Origin of the sequence: Bacillus sp. FSL R7-0685 (genome assembly GCF_038002425.1) — a bacterium.
GTDB lineage: Bacteria > Bacillota > Bacilli > Bacillales > Bacillaceae > Bacillus > Bacillus subtilis.
Window position 1 is genome coordinate 1,008,834 of sequence record NZ_JBBOCN010000001.1, and the last position, 18,852, is coordinate 1,027,685.

Genomic DNA, 18,852 nt, shown 5'->3' on the forward strand with positions numbered 1-18,852 from the left:
AGATGAATTGAGAAATGACCCCGGCGTTTCGCCGGGGTTTTGTGCTGCATAAGACATTTAAATGAACATCCTTACGAATATTTTAGTATAATAAACAATTGATTGGGATAGAGGGGAGACAGTCATGCCGGATTATCTGCAGCAGTATTTTACGCTTGATAACATCATACAAATCGGCATCAGCTTGGCGATTTTGCTGGTGTTTCTTATACTTAGAAAATTATTCACAAGATATTTTTTTAACCTGCTTTTTAATTTGACAAACCGGCCGAAAACAGAAATTTTTAAACAGGTGGTTCTGGCGTTTGATAAGCCGGCCAGATGGTTTTTTGTTGCCCTTGGGCTGTTTTTAGCGATCCGGTATTCACCGTTTTTAGATGAGCAAATGCCGGTCATCAGCAAAATATACCGCTCACTGATTGTGGCGCTCTTGTGTTGGGGTCTTTGTAATTTGACCGCAACATCGTCGTTTATCTTCCATAAGGTGAACCAGCGCTTCGAGCTTGACATGGATGACATTCTGGCCCCGTTTTTATCCAAATTGCTCCGTTTTGTGATCATTGCGCTCAGTGTCAGTGTGATCGCTCAGGAATTCAATTATGATGTCAACGGATTTGTAGCGGGCCTTGGTCTTGGCGGACTGGCTTTTGCGCTTGCCGCGAAGGATACCATCAGCAACTTCTTCGGCGGTATTATCATTATTACTGAAAAGCCGTTTACAATTGGTGACTGGGTGGAGACGTCGACAGTAACAGGATCAGTCGAGGATATTACCTTTAGGAGCACGAGATTCAGAACAGCACAGGGGGCGCTTGTAACGGTGCCGAACTCTACGCTGTCGATGGAAGCGATCACGAACTGGACAAGAATGACCAAACGCCAGATTACGTTTTCCATCCATGTGTCCTACGCTACGCCGATTGAGAACCTTGAACGCTCCATTCATTCTCTCAGAACAATGCTCTTAGAGCATGAGGGCGTTGATAATGAAATAATCATGGTCAACTTTGATACGTTTGCCGACAGCTACTACAATTTATTTTTTAACTTCTATACAAAAACGACGGTTTGGGCTGAAAACCTTAATATTAGAGAGGATATCAACTATAAAATTATTGAGATTTTAGGTGCAGAAGGCGTTCAGTTTGCATATCCCGGCCAAATGGTTGTTGTCAAGCAAAAGCACGAAAGCGACCAATTCCAGGTGAATCTAAATAAAGAGGAAAAGGAACGGGCTTAAAAGAGAGACTTCGTCTGACAGAGGCGGAGTCTTTTTCATGGTAAAATAAGAGAAAAAGGCGGTGTTGAGTTGGAAACATTCAAAAGTATTCTACATGAAGCACAGAGAATTGTTGTGCTGACCGGAGCGGGAATGAGCACAGAATCAGGGATCCCCGACTTTCGTTCAGCAGGGGGCATTTGGACGGAGGATGCCTCAAGAATGGAAGCGATGAGCCTTGATTATTTTTTAAGTTATCCGCGTCTGTTTTGGCCCAAATTCAAAGAATTGTTCCAGATGAAAATGAGCGGCAGCTTTGAACCGAATGAAGGCCATTTGCTTTTAGCTGAGCTGGAGAAGCAAGGGAAGCAGGTCGATATTTTCACGCAAAACATTGACGGTCTTCATAAAAAAGCGGGGAGCAGGCATGTGTACGAACTGCATGGTTCTATCCAGACAGCAGCTTGTCCGGCATGCGGCGCCCGATATGATCTTCCCCATTTGCTGGAGCGGGAGGTGCCGGAGTGCACGGCGGCCGGAAACAATGGGGACATTTGCGGAACGGTATTAAAAACCGATGTTGTTCTCTTTGGCGATGCCGTCATGCACTTTGACACCCTTTATGAAAAGCTGGATCAAGCAGATCTTTTATTGGTTATCGGCACGTCTCTCGAAGTGGCTCCGGCTAGATTTGTGCCTGAGGATGCAAGCCTGATTCCCGGCATGAAGAAAGTCATCATAAACCTTGAACCAACGTATTGCGACAGCTTGTTTGACATGGTCATCCATCAAAAAATCGGCGAGTTTGCCCGAAGTTTGGGCATGAAAAAGTGAGCCGCTTTATGCGCCTCACTTTTTTATTCATGAACAGGAACCATTGTGTCCTCTAACACTCCGAAGGAATAGCCTTTTTCTTTTAATTTATTGATTAGTACCGGCAGCGCATTTACAGTAGCAGGAAGATCATGCATGAGAATTACATTTGGGCGGCTTGAAGAGCTGTGTTCCATATTCTCAAGCTGCTGTAATACGGCGGTCACATACTGTGAATTCCGGTATTTCCAGTCCATGCTGTCGATCGTCCAATCCCAGTACACAAACCCATCTTTCTCCAGATTGCGAATTTGTGAGGCGGTTAGTGACGGCTTGCTTCCGTATGGCGTTCTGACAAGATCGGTTTTATATCCTGTAATGTCCTGCAGCGTGTCACGCGCCTCCTGCATTTCTTTTAGCGGAGATGTCGGTGTTTGATAGAACAATCTGTTATTGTGGGTAACGCCATGTAAACCGAGTGCGTGGCCTTCCTTTTCTGCTCTTTTCACAGCCTGCTTGAATTCGTTCATCCGCGGTGACAGCATAAAAAACGTCGCTTTTACATCAGCGCTTTTCAGTACGTCGAGCAAGCGGGTTGTAACGGCTGAAGGGCCGTCGTCGAAGGTTAAGTAAACCGTTTTATCTCCCATGTTCTGCTTTGTCTGCAGATGTTTTATCAGGAGATCGGGGGAGTCGTTTTTCAGCTTAAGGCTTTCCTTCTCATCTCGAAGCTGGCCGTTTGTTGTGACAGTGACTTCCTTTGCTTTCGTTGAACTGTTGGAATAACCCAAAATCACCATAAGCAAAAGCAGCACACATAAAACTGCTAAACTTGCAAATTTAAAAGCAAGCGAAACTGCAGAAGGAGAAGCCTCTCCTCTCGTTTGTCGCATAACAATCTCTCCATTGGCATAAAATCTCTACATAATGCTGTACAGCAGGCAGCTTATGAAGATGCCTTATGTTTACAACCTATGTATTACCAGTCAAGTATACAGGAATAAAACTGGAAAGCACATAGAAAATTTGTCGAAATGTCAGATTTTAAGGAAAAAATAAACTCCTTTCCGCTATAGATCTCTTGATCTTTCTGTTTTTCAGCTTGTCCAATATGGTAGAATTAGTGATAATGACAGCTTGAATGACATCAGGGACATCTCGAAAAGGGAGGGCTTTTATGAAGGTTTTAGTCAATGGCCGGCTGATTGGGCGCAGTGAAGCATCAATCGATTTGGAAGATCGCGGTTATCAGTTTGGTGACGGCATCTATGAAGTGATCAGGGTGTACAAAGGAGTATTGTTCGGCTTACGTGAGCATGCAGAGCGTTTTTTCAGAAGTGCTGCTGAAATCGGAATTTCACTGCCATTCAGTATAGAAGATCTCGAGTGGGACCTGCAAAAGCTTGTACAGGAAAATGCGGTCAGTGAGGGAGCGGTATACATTCAGACAACAAGAGGTGTGGCCCCGCGAAAACACCAGTATGAAGCCGGCCTCGAGCCGCAGACTACTGCCTATACGTTTACGGTGAAAAAACCGGAGCAAGAGCAGGCATACGGAGTGGCGGCCATTACAGATGAGGATCTTCGCTGGTTAAGATGTGATATCAAAAGTCTGAATTTACTGTATAATGTCATGACGAAGCAAAGGGCCTATGAAGCCGGAGCATTTGAAGCCATTTTACTTAGGGACGGCGTTGTTACGGAGGGTACATCCTCTAACGTTTATGCCGTTATCAACGGCACAGTGCGAACACATCCGGCTAATCGGCTCATTCTCAATGGAATTACACGGATGAATATTTTAGGACTGATTGAGAAGAATGGGATCAAACTGGATGAGACTCCTGTCAGTGAAGAAGAGTTGAAACAGGCGGAAGAGATCTTTATTTCGTCAACGACGGCAGAAATTATTCCGGTCGTGACGCTCGATGGACAATCGATCGGAAGCGGGAAACCCGGACCGGTGACCAAACAGCTTCAGGCTGCTTTTCAAGAAAGCATTCAACAGGCTGCTAGCATTTCATAAATGAACGAAGAAAAGAGCCCGCTTTTTACAGCGGGGCTCTTTTTATTTTTTAACAAATCCAATCAAAATGGAGATCATTGGCGATATATAGAGGAAGAACGTAAATGGGATGTAGTCTATGACTGGAACACCAAGTGCGCTCGCCATAAATGCGCCGCTGACGCCCCAAGGAATCAATGGGTTAATTAATGTTCCGCCGTCCTCTAATGATCTTGTCAGAAATTTTCGCTGGATGTTTCGTTTGTCATATAAAGATTTAAATGATTGTCCCGGTATTAATATCGATAAATACTGTTCGCCCGTTGCCAAGTTGACGCCGATGCTTGAGCAGACAGTTGCTGCAACAAGACGGCCTTTTGAGCGGATGCCTTTCATGACGCCTTCCAATAGTGCAGAAATCAATCCGATTTTCTCCATCAATCCGCCGAGTGCAAAAGCAATCATAATGAGAGAGACAGAGCCCATCATGGATTGCAGTCCGCCTCTGTTAATAATTTTAGCGGCTGCCTCATTGTCAGTTTCGAAAGTTGTGCCATTTTGTAAAGCTGTCATAAACGCCTGCAGGCTGCTGTCGGGTACAAAAATAGCAGTCAAAATTCCCGAGGAAATAATTCCGGCAGTCAGAACGGGGATTACTGATACCCGTTTCATTGCCAGCAAAACGACTAAGAGCGGAGAAAGAAGGGCCCACGGTGTCACGTTTGCAGCATCTTTTATTCCGGTTATGACCTGCTGAATATTATCGGTTGAAGCAGCGTCCGCTGACACTGATGAACCGAGAAAGTAAAACAGAACGACAGTGATGAGCAAAGCTGGAATGGTTGTGCCCATCATATGGCGAATGTGTTCAAAGATTGGTATTTCGCCTATTCCGGCTGCAAAGTTGGTTGTGTCCGACATCGGCGACATTTTATCCCCAAAACAAGCGCCGCATATGACTGCGCCTGCTGTCCATTCAAGCGGAACGCTAGCCGCGCTCGCCACGCCGATCAGCGCTACTCCGATTGTGCTTACAGTTGTCAGGCTTGAGCCAACAAGTGTGCTGATGATCATACATGAAAACAAAGCAGTCAACAGAAGGTGGCTTGGTTCAATAAAGGATAGGGCATAAACTGTCACAGTCGGTATTGCGCCGCTGTACATCCAGGCGCCGATTAAGATGCCGATCAGCGCTAGAACAATAATCGGCTGTACGCCGTTTTTGATCCCGTCTACAATCCCTTTTTCAATACTCTTCCAGGAAAATCCAAACCATAAAGCTGCTGCTGAAAGCATGACAACACTTAAAAACAGCGGGATATGAGGTTCTACATGAAGCAAGAATAAGCAAGAAATAATAATGCATAACATCAATATAAATAAACCGACGGCTAACGGAAACGTCAGCTTTTTTTGAGAATCCAAAATAACACCCCATATTTATCTTTAATGCTTTTGTGCTTTTGGGCACGAAAGCATTATAACAGAAAAAAACGAAAATCTATGTTTTTTCACAATTATGAATATAAAAGAAGTGAGCACAGGGCGTGCTCACTTTACAATCAGGACGGGTATATCCGATTTCGCTGAAAGCTTTTCACTTACACTTCCGAATATTAGCTTTTTCAGCCTGTTTTGGTCTCTGCTTCCGGTTACGATCATATCGGCAGAAATGCGGTTTGCATGCTCGATAATTGATTCAGCCGGATCGCCTTCTAATATATCGATATCTCCATCTGCCTGCTGTTCATTAAGCATCATTCTGGCTTCGGCGATGACTTCTTCCGTACGGTCTTCATAGATCATTGTCTCAGGTGATGTTACATCCGATATCAGCGGATCAGGAACACTTGTCATGCCTCCGCTGATATAGCTTGCCTCAGCTGCGGGTCTGGGCGGGTCGATGACGGTCTGATTGTCTTTCATATCATGTGAATGGGCGACGGTAATAGCGGCATTTACGGTTTTAGCAAGATCAATGGCTGTCTGAAGCGCTTTCTTACTATTTTCACTTCCGTCAAACGCAACGATGATACGGTCAGCATGGAACATCCTTCTCACCCTTTCAAAGCGTCTTACAACACTACTACCCGAATTTGAGCACAATTAACCTTTTCCTATTCAAGTAATGATTGACAATAAAAGGTTTTGTTTATATGATGATAAAAAGATGAAATCAGAATGGAAGGAGGGTTTGCTATGCCAAGGAATTTGCGTGTTTATCAAACAGTTTCATATTGGCGCGGCAAACCTTTTGTTCTGTTTTCGTGAACGGTTTTTTAGGTCGGACCGCGCGCTGAAAAGCGCTGTGCGTAACATATCGGTTAAAAAAGGCATGGAGCTGACGCTTCATGCCTTTTTTATATACAAAATCTAAGGAAAGACAGGTGTATGGGATGTGAAGACAAATACAGAGGCGAGGGCTGTTCGTGCCAAACTGGATGAAAAAAGCTGCAAGGAAAAAATAGAAGGCGGCTGATAAGGAGATGGGGATAGATGTTTTCAGTTTTGAAAAAGCTTGGCTGGTTTTTTAAGGCGTACTGGCTGCGCTATACGATTGCGATTGTCCTTTTATTAGCAGTCAATGTCATTGAAATGTTTCCGCCTAAGCTCTTGGGGAACGCCATAGATGATATGAAAGCAGGGGCGTTTACTGCGGAAGGGCTGCTGTTTTATATCGGTATCTTTTTTGTGCTGACGGCGGCAGTGTATATCTTGTCTTATTTTTGGATGCATCAGCTGTTTGGCGGAGCGAATCTGATGGAGAAAATTCTTCGTACGAAGCTGATGGGGCATTTGCTGACTATGTCGCCGCCGTTTTATGAAAAAAACCGGACAGGCGATTTAATGGCACGAGGGACAAATGATCTTCAGGCCGTCAGTTTAACGACAGGGTTTGGCATCTTGACGTTAGTCGATTCTACGATGTTTATGATGACGATCTTTTTGACGATGGGGTTTTTGATCAGCTGGAAGCTGACCTTCGCCGCCATTATCCCGCTTCCAGTCATGGCGATTGCAATCAGTCTATATGGAAGTAAAATTCATGAGCGGTTTACTGAGGCCCAAAACGCGTTCGGGGCGCTGAATGACAGAGTGCTGGAATCTGTTTCAGGCGTGCGGGTGATTCGCGCGTATGTTCAGGAAACAAACGATGTTCGCCGGTTTAATGAAATGACCGCTGATGTTTATCAGAAAAATATGAAAGTGGCTTTTATTGATTCACTGTTTGAGCCGACGGTGAAACTGCTTGTCGGCGCAAGCTATCTGATTGGGCTCGGCTACGGAGCGTTTCTTGTATTCCGGAACGAGCTGACGCTTGGAGAGTTAGTGTCCTTTAACGTTTATCTCGGCATGATGATTTGGCCGATGTTTGCAATCGGTGAACTCATTAATGTGATGCAACGCGGCAATGCGTCATTAGATCGGGTAAATGAAACTCTTTCTTATGAAACGGATGTGACAGATCCAAAACAGCCCGCTGATCTTAAAGAGCCTGGAGATATCGTTTTCAGTCATGTCAGCTTTACATATCCAAGCTCAACAAGTGACAATCTTCAGGATATTTCATTTACGGTGCGAAAAGGGCAGACTGTCGGGATTGCCGGTAAAACCGGGAGCGGAAAAACGACAATTATTAAGCAGCTTTTGCGCCAGTACCCTCCAGGTGAAGGGAGCATTACATTTTCAGGCGTACCGATTCAGCAAATCCCTCTTGACCGGCTCCGCGGGTGGATCGGATATGTGCCGCAGGATCATTTACTGTTTTCACGGACTGTAAAAGAAAATATTTTATACGGAAAACAGGATGCAACTGATAAAGAGGTTCAGCAAGCGATTGCCGAAGCACATTTTGAAAAAGATTTGCACATGCTTCCGTCCGGTCTGGAGACAATGGTCGGTGAAAAAGGCGTGGCACTGTCAGGCGGGCAGAAACAAAGAATTTCGATTGCGAGAGCACTCATGGCGAATCCGGAAATCTTGATCCTGGATGATTCGCTTTCCGCTGTAGATGCCAAAACAGAGGCTGCAATTATCAAGAACATCAGAGAAAACCGCAAAGGAAAAACGACATTTATTTTGACGCACCGATTATCCGCGGTAGAGCACGCTGACCTGATCCTTGTGATGGACGGCGGCGTCATTGCTGAGAGTGGCACGCATCAAGAACTGCTGGCCAATAATGGGTGGTACCGGGAACAATATGAAAGACAGCAGCTGTTCACTGCGGAAGAAGGGGGAGCAGGGGCATGAAAATAGGAAAAACGTTATGGAGATACGCACTTCTTTATCGAAAATTGCTGATCACAGCCGTCCTTTTGCTAGCTGTTGCCGTCGGTGCAGAACTGACTGGGCCCTTTATTGGCAAAAAAATGATAGACGACCATATCCTCGGCATTGAGAAAACATGGTATGAAGCTGCGGAAAAAGATAAAAATGCCGTTCAGTTTCACGGCGTCTCATATGTCAGAGAGGACCGATTGCAGGAGCCTGTTTCAAAAGCAAAAGAAGCGCATATTTATCAAGTGGGAATGGCATTCTATTTTGTTGATCAGGCTGTCAGCTTCGACGGGAATAGAACGGTTTCTGACGGGAAGCTGACGATCACAAACGGAGACAAGAGCCGGGCATATGCTGCCGAAAAGCTGACTAAGCAGGAACTTTTCCAGTTCTATCAGCCGGAAATAAAGGGAATGGTGTTTCTGATCTGCCTGTATGGGGGCTTGCTTGTGTTTTCGGTATTCTTTCAATACGGACAGCATTATCTGCTGCAGATGAGCGCCAATCGGATTATTCAAAAGATGAGGCAGGACGTGTTTTCGCACATACAGAAAATGCCGATTCGCTATTTTGACAACCTTCCGGCCGGAAAAGTCGTTGCGCGGATTACCAATGATACGGAGGCTATCAGGGATTTATATGTCACAGTGCTTTCAACATTTGTGACAAGCGGAATCTATATGTTCGGGATATTCACGGCTTTGTTTCTGCTTGATGTGAAGCTTGCGTTTGTATGTCTGGCAATTGTGCCGATTATCTGGCTGTGGTCGGTCATATACCGGAGATATGCGTCATATTACAACCAAAAAATCCGCTCGATCAACAGTGACATTAACGCAAAAATGAATGAGTCAATTCAAGGCATGACCATTATTCAGGCTTTCCGCCATCAAAAGGAAACAATGAGAGAATTTGAGGAATTAAATGAATCACATTTTTATTTCCAAAACAGGATGCTGAATTTAAACTCCTTAATGTCCCATAATCTGGTCAATGTCATCCGCAATCTTGCGTTCGTCTGTCTGATCTGGCATTTTGGCGGTGCGAGCCTGAATGCGGCCGGGATTGTTTCTATCGGTGTGCTGTACGCGTTTGTCGATTATTTGAACCGGTTATTTCAGCCGATCACAGGCATCGTCAATCAGTTTTCAAAGCTGGAGCTTGCAAGGGTCTCCGCCGGGCGTGTTTTTGAATTGCTTGAAGAAAAGAATACGGAAGAAGCGGGTGAATTGGCGAATGAGCGCGCGCTGGGGCGGGTTGAATTTCGTGATGTGTCATTTGCGTATCAAGAAGGTGAAGAGGTATTAAAGCATATTTCCTTTACTGCGCAAAAAGGCGAAACCGTAGCGCTCGTCGGCCATACCGGATCAGGAAAAAGCTCGATTTTGAATCTTCTGTTTCGTTTTTATGATGCGCAAAAAGGGGATATTCTGATTGATGGGAGAAGCATTTACAACATGTCAAGACAGGAACTCAGATCCCATATGGGCATTGTGCTTCAGGACCCGTACTTATTCTCGGGTACAATCGGATCTAACGTAAGTCTGGATGACGAAAGAATGACTGAAGAAGAAATAAAAAATGCACTGTGGCAAGTCGGTGCTGAGCCTCTTCTTAAGAAGCTTCCGAGGGGCATTAATGAGCCCGTGATTGAAAAAGGCAGCACGCTATCCTCTGGAGAGCGGCAGTTAATTTCTTTCGCTAGAGCTTTGGCGTTTGATCCCGCGATCTTGATTTTAGATGAGGCAACGGCGCATATTGATACAGAGACAGAGGCCGTAATCCAGAAAGCGCTTGATGTCGTCAAACAAGGACGCACCACCTTCGTCATCGCTCACCGGCTTTCAACAATCAGAAATGCTGATCAGATTTTGGTTCTTGATAAAGGAGAAATTGTTGAGAGAGGGAACCACGAGGAATTGATGGCATTAGAAGGCCAATATTATCAAATGTATGAACTGCAAAAGGGACAGAAACATTCCATTGCATAATGCTCAAAAAACCCAAAACAATTGTGTTTTGGGTTTTTGGTTTATGTAGTCAATAAGCCAGTCCGACACGGTATCCGACATGCTTACCTGTAACGAGCTCACGATATAAAAAGTCCGCAGTATCGCCGACCGAAATGCTTGTGCCGCCCTCAGGCAAAACGTTACGCTCCGTACGATAAACGCCGGTTGCTGTTCCGTCCGGGAGGTAAGTGGGGCAGATGATTGTCCAGTCTAATGATGATTCTTTAAGCATTTCGTATACTTTTGCATGCTCCTTGGCTGCGCGGGTCTGCTTTCGTTTCGATTCATTTGTTTCAAACCGGTATTTTCCCGGTTCATATCGGGAATCTAGGATCCCTGCGGTGCCGATCGTAATAAGCCGTTTGATATGCTGTTCCTCCATAGTGGAGAGAATGTGTGCCATAGCAGTTGACAAGGTATCATCACCATCTGTGCCTAGACAGCTGATCACGATTTCAGCATTCTCCATTATTTTTTTCACATCTTCTAAGCGGCGGGCGTTCCCCATGACGGTTCTGTCTTTTGAAAGGGGAAGATCAGCATGTTGAGATCTGATCAGAGCGAAAATATCAAATCTTTCATCTGCTGCAGCTTGTGTTAAAAAGGCTTGTCCGACGCGGCCGCTGGCTCCTAATAAAGCGATTTTCATCAAAAAACCTCCTCGCCTTTCATTATAAAAGGATGTTCTCAGTTTGAACAGCGCGGGAAAGAATACCTGTACAAATAAACAGAACGATGGGAAACATATTCATGAATCATGGATACACTTACGAACTGAACCAGCTCCCAATTCACAATGGTGATGAATGACACCCCGATTCCCTCCCTTTTTTTCTAGGATATGTGGAGCAGGAAAAAAGGGTGACAAAATAAAGAGAGCGCGGAAACCGCGCCCTCTATAGCCATATATTGAATTGTTATTGAACTCTGCCGCCCATTTGCTGTTGAGCGAAAGATACTAAACGTTTTGTAATTTCTCCTCCGACAGAACCGTTAGCGCGAGAAGTTGTGTCCGCTCCAAGGTTAACGCCGAATTCAGAAGCGATTTCAAGTTTCATTTGATCGATAGCCTGAGCTGCGCCAGGAACTAGTAAGTCATTTGAAGAGTTTTGGTTAGCCATGTGTAAAATCTCCTTTTTTGTTTAGTATGGTTGGGTTAACTGGAGTTGCACCAATCTGTGAACCCTTCTCGGGTGTCACTGCCGCCTCGGCGTAACCCAATGCTTTGCCGGCTTGTTACTACGTATTATGTTAAAATGTCCGGAAACTCATGCGGAGAATTGTGTGGTAAATCTTGAGAAAGAAAAAAAGCTTAGCCGTTTAGGCGGCTAAGCTAGTCATAAATATGAAAAAGCATCAGTTCATGTATCTCGTTTGTAAGAGCAGGCTCGTCAGCGCGGGCGGGAAACAAGTCTCCCCATTCAATCTCACCGCTCTTATGATAGATGCCTTCATAATGGGTCCCTTTATAATAAAATGAAATTTTCCATCCGGGCAGCTTTTCTTTTGGGAACAAAGGTTTCCAGCTGAAATGAGAAATCATTACGGCCACGCTCCTTACATTTGGTATCAATTGACCTGAATATAAACGGCTTATGTTCATTGTATCATTGTTCCAGAACATCATTGAAGAGGCCTTAATATGCAGTTTGTCCCAGCCTTGGATAAAGATAAGCCCGCTTTATTAAAAAAGCGGACAGGTTACGAAGGCCACAATGCTTCAGGAGATATGATTGCCTTCTCAGATAAATATGACGCGTATTCAAAGCTTCTTCGTTTTGTAAGAGAATCAACATGATGCAAATTTGGATGAGAAAAAATGCTTCGGCCCGGGCGCGAATTCGCTTCAAACATCCATACTTTACCGTTCTGATCAATGCCAAAATCGAAACCAATCTCCCCGATAAACCCCTCGATATGATCATGAAGGACATGGCTTGCAGTCAGTGCCGCTGCAGAAAGCTTTTTAATGACCTCAACTCTTTCAGCGGGATCATCGTATACTTCCGCAAGTGTCTTTACAGTGCCGCCGTTAGAAAGATGTGTTGTAATGCTGTTCTTTCCGGAAATTTTTACGGCGATTGCTGTCACTGTCCATTTTCCTTTTCTGTTTTTATTGGTATGGACACGGAAATCCGCTGGTTTGCCTTGAAATTCGATGAGATCAACACCTTGCTGAATGAGAAAGTCGGACGGGTTGTGATGTTTTTGAAATTCTGCAAGGAATGAGGCGGCATCGGAATAATCAATTGATGTAAAAGTTTTGGCGTCATTCGTATGCTTTACCGTCAGGCCGCCATCTGTTCTTGTCAGCTGATAAATGCCGGTGCCGAGTGCTCCATTTGCCGGTTTGATATAGACTTTTTTGTATGCGCCACAGAGCTCATCTATCAGCTCCACAGACGGTGTCAGCTCGGATCTAGGCAAAAAGGGTGCCGTTCTTGGATCTTTTTCGAGCAATTGATGAACGTTCCATTTATTGAAAAACGTTTTATTAAACCATGGGATCTGATATTCATCGATCAGCCTCTTTTTTGTATGTTGCAAGAGAAGTGAATCTTCAATTTTTCGGTTCGGCAAACGGTCATAAACGACGTTCGGCAATGGAACGATTTTTTTCTCCCAGCCGTTTTCCCTGTAAAGGAGGCCTTCAATCGTGCCTTCCTCCCAATTGATTTGGTGCGCGCCAAAAACGAAGCAGTAGCCCCCGGCTTGCTCGTGTAACGTGACAAGCTTAGAAAAAAAGAGGGAACGATCCTTAAATGGGCGTTCAAGAGATACAGTAAACCCTGCCGTAAAGATGCCGACTAACGGCCCGATATGCACTGTATGATCATGAATCAGTATATCTGCCCTGCTTCGGTGGGGAAGCAAAAGCTCATGAAACAGATTTTCAGAGAGAAGCACGGTTTGTTCCAGATGCCGTCTGTAAGCAACGTGGCATCTGACAACCTTCGTTCCGAATGCAGCATGCAAAAGTCCGTCTTGCTTCAGCGAAGAGGGCAGAAACAGGGTATTTTCACTGGTTTTGTCTATGCCGATCAAAAACCGTTTAGGATTCACGCGGAAGAACTCCTTTCTGGCTTTGCTCAGAAAACAGATATTGGCAGCGCTTTAGGGGACAAGTGTACAGCTGTTCTTTTTGCTCGGGAGAGACACGCAGGATTGACTTTCTGCCTGGTTTGGAATTGATATCTAAAATCCAAATTCTCCCGTCCTTAGCAAGACATATATCAAGACCGAGTTCAAACAACGGCCCATAGCGCTCGTCAAGATAATACGGAACCGATTGGGTAATCGAAAACACATCATCTAGTAAGACCACTTGCTGTTTTTTCGGTATATCTTCAAACCAGGAGTCAAATGTCAGCGCATCAGATCCGCCTGACAAATTGGCCAGCAGCCCGTGTTTGTATCCGCGTCTTACTGCCTTTCCGACTGTATTCCATTCACCTGCTTCGTTTTTTTCCATAAACAGACGAATATCACAAGGGTATTGTTCCTTATCTTGAATGTTTAAGTAAGGCTGAAGCAAATATTGATGCTGAAGCACTTTTTTGCACCATGTTTTAAAAGAAGTCTGGTTGGAAAACGTTTTTGTCTGCTTATCCTTTCCGATGTGATAAGTAGCAGTGATGTTTTTCTTGCCCAGCTTCAAAAGAATCACGCCTCTGCCTCCCGCGCCAAATGCCGGTTTAAGGATGCAGGCTTTTTCTTTGGATAAAAAGGAGTGAATTTGTTCGTAGCGGCTCACCTTTATCGTTTCGGGAATATAGGGATTGATTACAGAGTGCTGCTGCAAATCGTGAAGGACGGTCCACTTATCGGGAAGACCCCGCCCGATAAATTCCGTTTTCGGATATTTTTTGAGCCACTCAACGATTGGTTTTGCTTTTTGGGAATGTGAATCCTTGCCGTAAAAACAGCGATCATAAATATAATCTGGAATCGCCATTTCAGTTTCGTTCCATGTGCTGCTGGCCGAATGATAGACCGATGCTTTGACACGCAAAGTGTCAGGTGAAATATCAAATGGTGTAAACCGGATGAAACGTATGCCGAATTCGGGTGCTCTTTTGGCCAGTTCTGCGGAATAATCCGCTTCATGCTGGCGGGATAAGGACATAAAACCGAGTGTTATCATGGTGAGACTCCCCCTTTTATTCAAAAGCTGCCGGCGGGTGTCCGCAGCTTTACACTAAATACATGTAAGACGAACGCAGCTGACGGTATTCTACTTTACAGAATACGATTCTCCACCTTGCCCTATTCCAAAAGAACAAGCTGATTTTCTAAGAACAGGAATTTGTCTCCTCGTTTGCTAAGTGATTGCATGAGCCTCTATAATACGTATAGGTACATAATCTATATGAAAAAAGCTGAAGCACAGATGGAGGAAGATGAATAGGAATGGGTATTGCAGGAACCTTTATTTTTATGATCGTGATCGGCGCTGCCATTGGGGCGGTGACCAATCATTTAGCAATTCAAATGCTGTTTAGGCCGTATAAAGCGTACTATTTGTTTGGGAAGCGAGTTCCTTTTACGCCCGGGCTGATTCCAAGACGGCGAGATGAGCTTGCAAAACAAATGGGACTGATGGTAGTCAATCATCTCTTAACCCCTGAAGGCATTAAAAAGCGGCTCGTCTCTGATGCAGCCAAAACGCAGGCTCTTCGCGTGGGGGAACAGCTGATTCAAAAGCTGTCACTTTCTGAAGTGACAGTAAAAGAAGCGCTTGAAAAAGCCGGGATGAAGCGCCCAGAAAAAGCTGCTGATGCATGGATCAGCAGCTGGACCGATGATAAGCTGAATGAGCTTTTCCGCCAATACGGGGATCAATCGTTAAAAGAGCTGGTGCCTATAGAGGTGCAGGAAAAGCTTGAGGAAAAAATTCCGATGATTTCAGGATATATATTGTCACGGAGTGTCCGTTATTTTGAAAGTGATGAAGGAAAAATCCGTCTTGGCAATATGATTGATGACTTTTTAAAAGAGCGCGGCATGCTTGGAAGCATGGTGCAAATGTTTCTTGGCAATTCAAGCCTTGCGGATCGCGTGCTGCCGGAGCTGCTGAAATTCTTGCGCAATGAGGAAACAAATAAATTGCTTTCTGATCTCTTAAAAAACGAATGGGGCAAGCTGAGGGAGTATACGTTTAATGAAGCAGACGAAAAATGGAATGCAAAGGCGCTCATTTTCAGTTTGAAACGAAGAATGCTGCAAGCATTTTCGACTGCCCCTTTCTTCGACAATACGATTGGCACGCTTACCGTCCGCTATGAATCTGAGCTGACCCAGCAAATGCTGCCGGCACTGTTAGACAAATTGCTTGAAGGGATTTCGTCCAACCTTGAAAGTGTCTTAAAACGGTTGCGTCTTGAGGAAATCGTCAAGGAGCAGGTGGATCAGTTCCCGGTGGAGCGTCTTGAAGAAATGGTGCTGTCCATTTCAAAAAAAGAATTTAAAATGATTACCTATTTGGGGGGCCTTCTCGGCGGAATTATAGGCGCGATTCAAGCATTGTTTGTCATCCTTTTTTAAGAAGAAATGGTTTTTGATTAATGAAAGGAGCTCCATAGTCTGTTATAGTGGAGTGGTATGTCAAACGGCAATGATGAAAGGAGCTATTTACAATGGCTGTTAATTTTTATGATGTAGCGTATGATCTGGAAAATGCATTACGCGGGAGCGAAGAATTCACCCGTTTAAAAAACCTTTACGACGAAGTTAACGCAGATGAATCAGCGAAGCGCATGTTCGAAAACTTCCGTGATGTACAGCTTAGACTCCAGCAAAAACAAATGGCAGGAGAAGAGATTACACAAGAAGAAGTGACGCAGGCTCAAAAAACAGTTGCGCTTGTACAGCAGCACGAAAAAATTTCTCAGCTGATGGAAGCGGAGCAGCGCATGAGCATGCTGATTGGTGAATTGAACAAAATCATTATGAAGCCTTTAGAAGAGCTTTACGGCAGTGTTGAAGGCTAATAAGCAAAATCCCTTCTTGGATAAGAAGGGATTTTTTATTCACTCAGCAAACTTGGAAATCCAATGAATCTTTTACCTCTCCATTGATGATGACTGATAATGTATGAATTCCTTTGTAATGCTTTCTGGTGGTTAAATCCTTAAAGGATTGGATTCTTGTGTATGACTTCGTTTCGTTTTTTCGTATATTTGTTTCTGTTATTTTAAATACTTTCTGATGACGCTGGCCTCTTGCTTTTACAAAATCAATTGCGTACTCAATTCTTACTTTTTGATCCCTGTCTGAATGAATATAGAAAGAAAATTCAAGGCTTTCGCCAATAACTATACGTTTGGGCTGGCATGTTAAATCATGTAGTTGTATCGAATCAGCATTTTCATAACCAAAAAGCGCTAAGGCCTGTTTATCACCCTTTTTTAATAAGGTCCGATAGGCGTGTTTGATAATCCAGTCTGTATGGGGATGTGTTCCGTACCATTGATCTGCGACTTTTCTCAGTAAATGAGGATGCGTTTTTGATATATCATTAAGGTTGTTGGCCACGCTTTTTCTTACATATAAAGACTCGTCCTGCATCAGCTTCTCAAGGATCGGCAATACGGGGGAAGGGTCCGATTTCAAAGCCGGTATCGATTTTCCCCATGGCAGGCGGGGCCTGCTGCCTTCGCTCGCAAGTCTTCTCACGTGTTCATTTTTATGCTCAGACCATGCAAGCAATTGTGCAATCATCTTTTCTTGATCTAACAGCAAAAAAGGCCTTACAGCAAATTCTGAGGTCGAATATTGCGTAAAGTATTCCAATGCCTTTATTGATTCTTCCCAATGCGCTAACCCGTACTGTTCCACATAATCTGGAAATAAAATTCCGCTGAGTCCTTTAAAATGAGGGGCTGTATCCCGTAAAATTGTGAGCGCTTCAACGTATTGTTTTGGCAAAGTTTCGTATAAAGAAACTGTCACGCGGCGCATCCGCTCTTTTAAAGTGAGTTCAGGCCAGTCCTCCAGCCGTAAAGTATCCAAGAATCTGTTTTTGTTAAAATCAGGATAGGATGACCTTACATGATGGATCAACTGAGATATCAGTTCTTCATTATATATTTCTTTTAAATCAGCCATATAAACACCGCTTTTTCGTTTATTATTTATATTGTATGGGAATGTACGTTCTGGATCAAGTGTATAGTCCTAAAAATTAACAACTGATCCTACCACGGATATACAAAAGTTGGTTACTTTTTTTAGTTAAAAAAACCCTTGTCATCGGAAAAGAAAACTGAGATAATAACATTGAAAGCGCCTACACTTACCTATTTCAAATGGATACGGTCGCATATCATGCCGTTATATAGAGGGGATAAGCAACAGAGAGTAAGTGTTCGGAGCGCATCATTGGTCAAACAAGGGGTTCCTGATACATGATTTTTCGTAAATCGAAATAACGATATTAGGGAGAATGGCTGCTTCGATCGTATCCTATCAACAAGCCATACATAAAGTCTGCTGAGCCAGGCTTTTTTTGCTTTAAGAAAAGGTTGTTCTAAACACAGAGACAGGGTCATATCCTATACACAAGTACAGTCATCAAGGAGGGGGACATCTCTGTGTCAAAACAATTGCTTGCCTTAAATATAGATGGAGCGCTGCTTCGGTCGAACGGGAAGATTCATCAGGCAACGAAAGACGCGATTGAATATGTAAAGAAAAAAGGGATTTACGTCACACTTGTGACCAACCGTCATTTTCGCTCAGCACAGAAAATAGCGAAATCGCTAAAGCTTGATGCCAAGCTGATCACCCATAGCGGGGCATATATCGCTGAGAAAATTGACGCCCCGTTTTTTGAAAAAAGAATTTCTGATGATCATACCTTTAACATTGTTCAAGTGCTGGAGAGCTATCAATGCAATATTCGGCTTCTTCACGAAAAGTATTCCATCGGAAACAAGAAAAAGGTGAATTCGAATTTATTAGGGAAAGCACTCATTCATCCGTCTGACCCGATCTTTTATCCAGTCCAGTTCGTTGAATCATTAAGCGATCTCCTCATGGATGAGCCGGTGAGTGCACCCGTCATCGAGGTGTACACGGAGCACGACATTCAGCATGACATTACAGAAACGATTACAAAAGCCTTCCCTGCGGTGGACGTGATTCGCGTAAACGATGAGAAACTGAATATCGTCCCGAAGGGTGTCTCGAAGGAAGCGGGTTTGGCCCTCGTCGCTTCAGAGCTGGGCCTGAGTATGGATGATGTCGTGGCCATTGGGCATCAGTATGACGATCTGCCGATGATCGAACTTGCCGGTCTTGGGGTAGCGATGGGGAATGCCGTTCCGGAAATTAAGAGAAAGGCAGATTGGGTTACAAGGTCCAATGACGAGCAAGGTGTCGCTTATATGATGAAGGAATATTTCCGAATGCAGCAGCGAAAAGGATTTCTTGATAAGTTCCACATGAAACGTGTGTAAATAAGCCGCTCGCACCCTGACAGGTGCGGCGGCTTTTTTGCCGGATTGATTTTAGCAGTTTAT

Annotated in this window: 19 protein-coding genes; 9 read left to right on the forward strand and 10 right to left on the reverse strand. The window is 44.2% G+C overall.

Annotated elements, in window-relative coordinates; translation table 11 throughout:
• Positions 1-124 precede the first annotated feature (124 nt).
• On the forward strand, positions 125-1,240 hold the full coding sequence (gene mscY, locus MKY50_RS05285; RefSeq protein WP_003245529.1) for a small-conductance mechanosensitive channel protein MscY: 1,116 nt from the start codon (positions 125-127) through the stop codon (positions 1,238-1,240).
• Positions 1,241-1,309: 69 nt separating this feature from the next.
• Positions 1,310-2,053 carry a sirtuin NAD-dependent deacetylase gene (gene srtN, locus MKY50_RS05290; RefSeq protein WP_003233309.1) on the forward strand — a complete coding sequence of 248 codons (744 nt, stop codon included), beginning with the start codon at positions 1,310-1,312 and terminating at the stop codon, positions 2,051-2,053.
• 23 nt (positions 2,054-2,076) lie between these two features.
• On the opposite strand, the gene MKY50_RS05295 is transcribed toward srtN, so the two are convergent.
• Positions 2,077-2,925, reverse strand: coding sequence for a polysaccharide deacetylase family protein (locus tag MKY50_RS05295; protein WP_003245705.1), 849 nt, complete (start codon positions 2,923-2,925; stop codon positions 2,077-2,079).
• A 284-nt stretch (positions 2,926-3,209) separates the two neighbouring features.
• Here MKY50_RS05295 and dat point away from each other — a divergent pair, with 284 nt between their 5' ends.
• The gene (gene dat / locus MKY50_RS05300) at positions 3,210-4,058 is read left to right on the forward strand and encodes a D-amino-acid transaminase (protein WP_003233305.1); all 849 of its coding nucleotides are present in this window, start codon (positions 3,210-3,212) and stop codon (positions 4,056-4,058) included.
• 42 nt (positions 4,059-4,100) lie between these two features.
• Here dat and nhaC read toward each other — a convergent pair whose 3' ends face one another.
• Positions 4,101-5,462, reverse strand: a complete 1,362-nt coding sequence (gene nhaC, locus MKY50_RS05305) for a Na+/H+ antiporter NhaC (protein WP_341116268.1) — start codon at positions 5,460-5,462, stop codon at positions 4,101-4,103.
• Positions 5,463-5,588: 126 nt separating this feature from the next.
• Positions 5,589-6,089 (reverse strand): universal stress protein, encoded by a 501-nt coding sequence (locus MKY50_RS05310; protein ID WP_101172523.1) that lies wholly within the window; start codon positions 6,087-6,089, stop codon positions 5,589-5,591.
• A 163-nt stretch (positions 6,090-6,252) separates the two neighbouring features.
• Between MKY50_RS05310 and MKY50_RS05315 the strand changes: the two genes are divergently transcribed.
• The 3 genes from MKY50_RS05315 to bmrD all read left to right on the forward strand — a co-directional run bounded on the left by MKY50_RS05315 (position 6,253) and on the right by bmrD (position 10,309).
• Positions 6,253-6,414, forward strand: a complete 162-nt coding sequence (locus tag MKY50_RS05315) for a hypothetical protein (RefSeq protein WP_010886461.1) — start codon at positions 6,253-6,255, stop codon at positions 6,412-6,414.
• Positions 6,415-6,533: 119 nt separating this feature from the next.
• Positions 6,534-8,291, forward strand: a complete 1,758-nt coding sequence (gene bmrC, locus MKY50_RS05320) for a multidrug ABC transporter ATP-binding protein BmrC (protein WP_341116269.1) — start codon at positions 6,534-6,536, stop codon at positions 8,289-8,291.
• The gene (gene bmrD / locus MKY50_RS05325) at positions 8,288-10,309 is read left to right on the forward strand and encodes a multidrug resistance ABC transporter ATP-binding protein/permease BmrD (protein WP_341116270.1); all 2,022 of its coding nucleotides are present in this window, start codon (positions 8,288-8,290) and stop codon (positions 10,307-10,309) included. The genes bmrC and bmrD overlap by 4 nt, the downstream gene beginning before the upstream one ends.
• Positions 10,310-10,358: 49 nt before the next feature.
• Here the strand turns inward: bmrD and MKY50_RS05330 are convergent, their stop codons facing one another.
• From MKY50_RS05330 to spaC, 6 genes are all read right to left on the reverse strand, one after another.
• On the reverse strand, positions 10,359-10,979 hold the full coding sequence (locus tag MKY50_RS05330; RefSeq protein WP_121591588.1) for an SDR family oxidoreductase: 621 nt from the start codon (positions 10,977-10,979) through the stop codon (positions 10,359-10,361).
• A gap of 38 nt (positions 10,980-11,017) precedes the next feature.
• Complete coding sequence (locus MKY50_RS05335) at positions 11,018-11,143, reverse strand: hypothetical protein (RefSeq protein WP_003245136.1); 126 nt, start codon at positions 11,141-11,143, stop codon at positions 11,018-11,020.
• Between the two features lie 104 nt (positions 11,144-11,247).
• Complete coding sequence (gene sspB / locus MKY50_RS05340; RefSeq protein ID WP_003233287.1) at positions 11,248-11,451, reverse strand: beta type acid-soluble spore protein SspB; 204 nt, start codon at positions 11,449-11,451, stop codon at positions 11,248-11,250.
• Positions 11,452-11,663: 212 nt separating this feature from the next.
• Positions 11,664-11,882 carry a YheE family protein gene (locus tag MKY50_RS05345; RefSeq protein WP_010886462.1) on the reverse strand — a complete coding sequence of 73 codons (219 nt, stop codon included), beginning with the start codon at positions 11,880-11,882 and terminating at the stop codon, positions 11,664-11,666.
• Positions 11,883-12,031: 149 nt separating this feature from the next.
• Positions 12,032-13,393 carry a spore coat associated protein YheD gene (gene yheD, locus MKY50_RS05350; RefSeq protein ID WP_015715592.1) on the reverse strand — a complete coding sequence of 454 codons (1,362 nt, stop codon included), beginning with the start codon at positions 13,391-13,393 and terminating at the stop codon, positions 12,032-12,034.
• Entirely contained in the window at positions 13,383-14,474 is a 1,092-nt protein-coding gene (spaC, locus tag MKY50_RS05355) for a spore coat associated protein SpaC (RefSeq protein WP_003245845.1), read from the reverse strand. The genes yheD and spaC overlap by 11 nt, the downstream gene beginning before the upstream one ends.
• Before the next feature lie 266 nt (positions 14,475-14,740).
• Between spaC and MKY50_RS05360 the strand changes: the two genes are divergently transcribed.
• Positions 14,741-15,874 (forward strand): DUF445 domain-containing protein, encoded by a 1,134-nt coding sequence (locus MKY50_RS05360; RefSeq protein WP_033883048.1) that lies wholly within the window; start codon positions 14,741-14,743, stop codon positions 15,872-15,874.
• A 92-nt stretch (positions 15,875-15,966) separates the two neighbouring features.
• Positions 15,967-16,320, forward strand: coding sequence for a YlbF family regulator (locus MKY50_RS05365; protein WP_003224239.1), 354 nt, complete (start codon positions 15,967-15,969; stop codon positions 16,318-16,320).
• A 43-nt stretch (positions 16,321-16,363) separates the two neighbouring features.
• Here MKY50_RS05365 and MKY50_RS05370 read toward each other — a convergent pair whose 3' ends face one another.
• Positions 16,364-17,437, reverse strand: coding sequence for a DNA alkylation repair protein (locus tag MKY50_RS05370; RefSeq protein ID WP_015252449.1), 1,074 nt, complete (start codon positions 17,435-17,437; stop codon positions 16,364-16,366).
• Between the two features lie 485 nt (positions 17,438-17,922).
• On the opposite strand from MKY50_RS05370, the gene MKY50_RS05375 reads away from it, so the two are divergent.
• Positions 17,923-18,789 (forward strand): Cof-type HAD-IIB family hydrolase, encoded by an 867-nt coding sequence (locus MKY50_RS05375; RefSeq protein ID WP_003233277.1) that lies wholly within the window; start codon positions 17,923-17,925, stop codon positions 18,787-18,789.
• Positions 18,790-18,852: the final 63 nt, after the last annotated feature.

Coding starts and splice junctions, on each gene's coding strand:
- MKY50_RS05360 (WP_033883048.1), top strand. CDS start 14,741: ATGGGTATTGCAGGAACCTTTATTTTTATGATCGTGATCGGCGCTGCC.
- MKY50_RS05310 (WP_101172523.1), bottom strand. CDS start 6,089: ATGTTCCATGCTGACCGTATCATCGTTGCGTTTGACGGAAGTGAAAAT.
- MKY50_RS05295 (WP_003245705.1), bottom strand. CDS start 2,925: ATGCGACAAACGAGAGGAGAGGCTTCTCCTTCTGCAGTTTCGCTTGCT.
- MKY50_RS05370 (WP_015252449.1), bottom strand. CDS start 17,437: ATGGCTGATTTAAAAGAAATATATAATGAAGAACTGATATCTCAGTTG.
- MKY50_RS05330 (WP_121591588.1), bottom strand. CDS start 10,979: ATGAAAATCGCTTTATTAGGAGCCAGCGGCCGCGTCGGACAAGCCTTT.
- spaC (WP_003245845.1), bottom strand. CDS start 14,474: ATGATAACACTCGGTTTTATGTCCTTATCCCGCCAGCATGAAGCGGAT.
- bmrC (WP_341116269.1), top strand. CDS start 6,534: ATGTTTTCAGTTTTGAAAAAGCTTGGCTGGTTTTTTAAGGCGTACTGG.
- dat (WP_003233305.1), top strand. CDS start 3,210: ATGAAGGTTTTAGTCAATGGCCGGCTGATTGGGCGCAGTGAAGCATCA.
- mscY (WP_003245529.1), top strand. CDS start 125: ATGCCGGATTATCTGCAGCAGTATTTTACGCTTGATAACATCATACAA.
- MKY50_RS05365 (WP_003224239.1), top strand. CDS start 15,967: ATGGCTGTTAATTTTTATGATGTAGCGTATGATCTGGAAAATGCATTA.
- bmrD (WP_341116270.1), top strand. CDS start 8,288: ATGAAAATAGGAAAAACGTTATGGAGATACGCACTTCTTTATCGAAAA.
- sspB (WP_003233287.1), bottom strand. CDS start 11,451: ATGGCTAACCAAAACTCTTCAAATGACTTACTAGTTCCTGGCGCAGCT.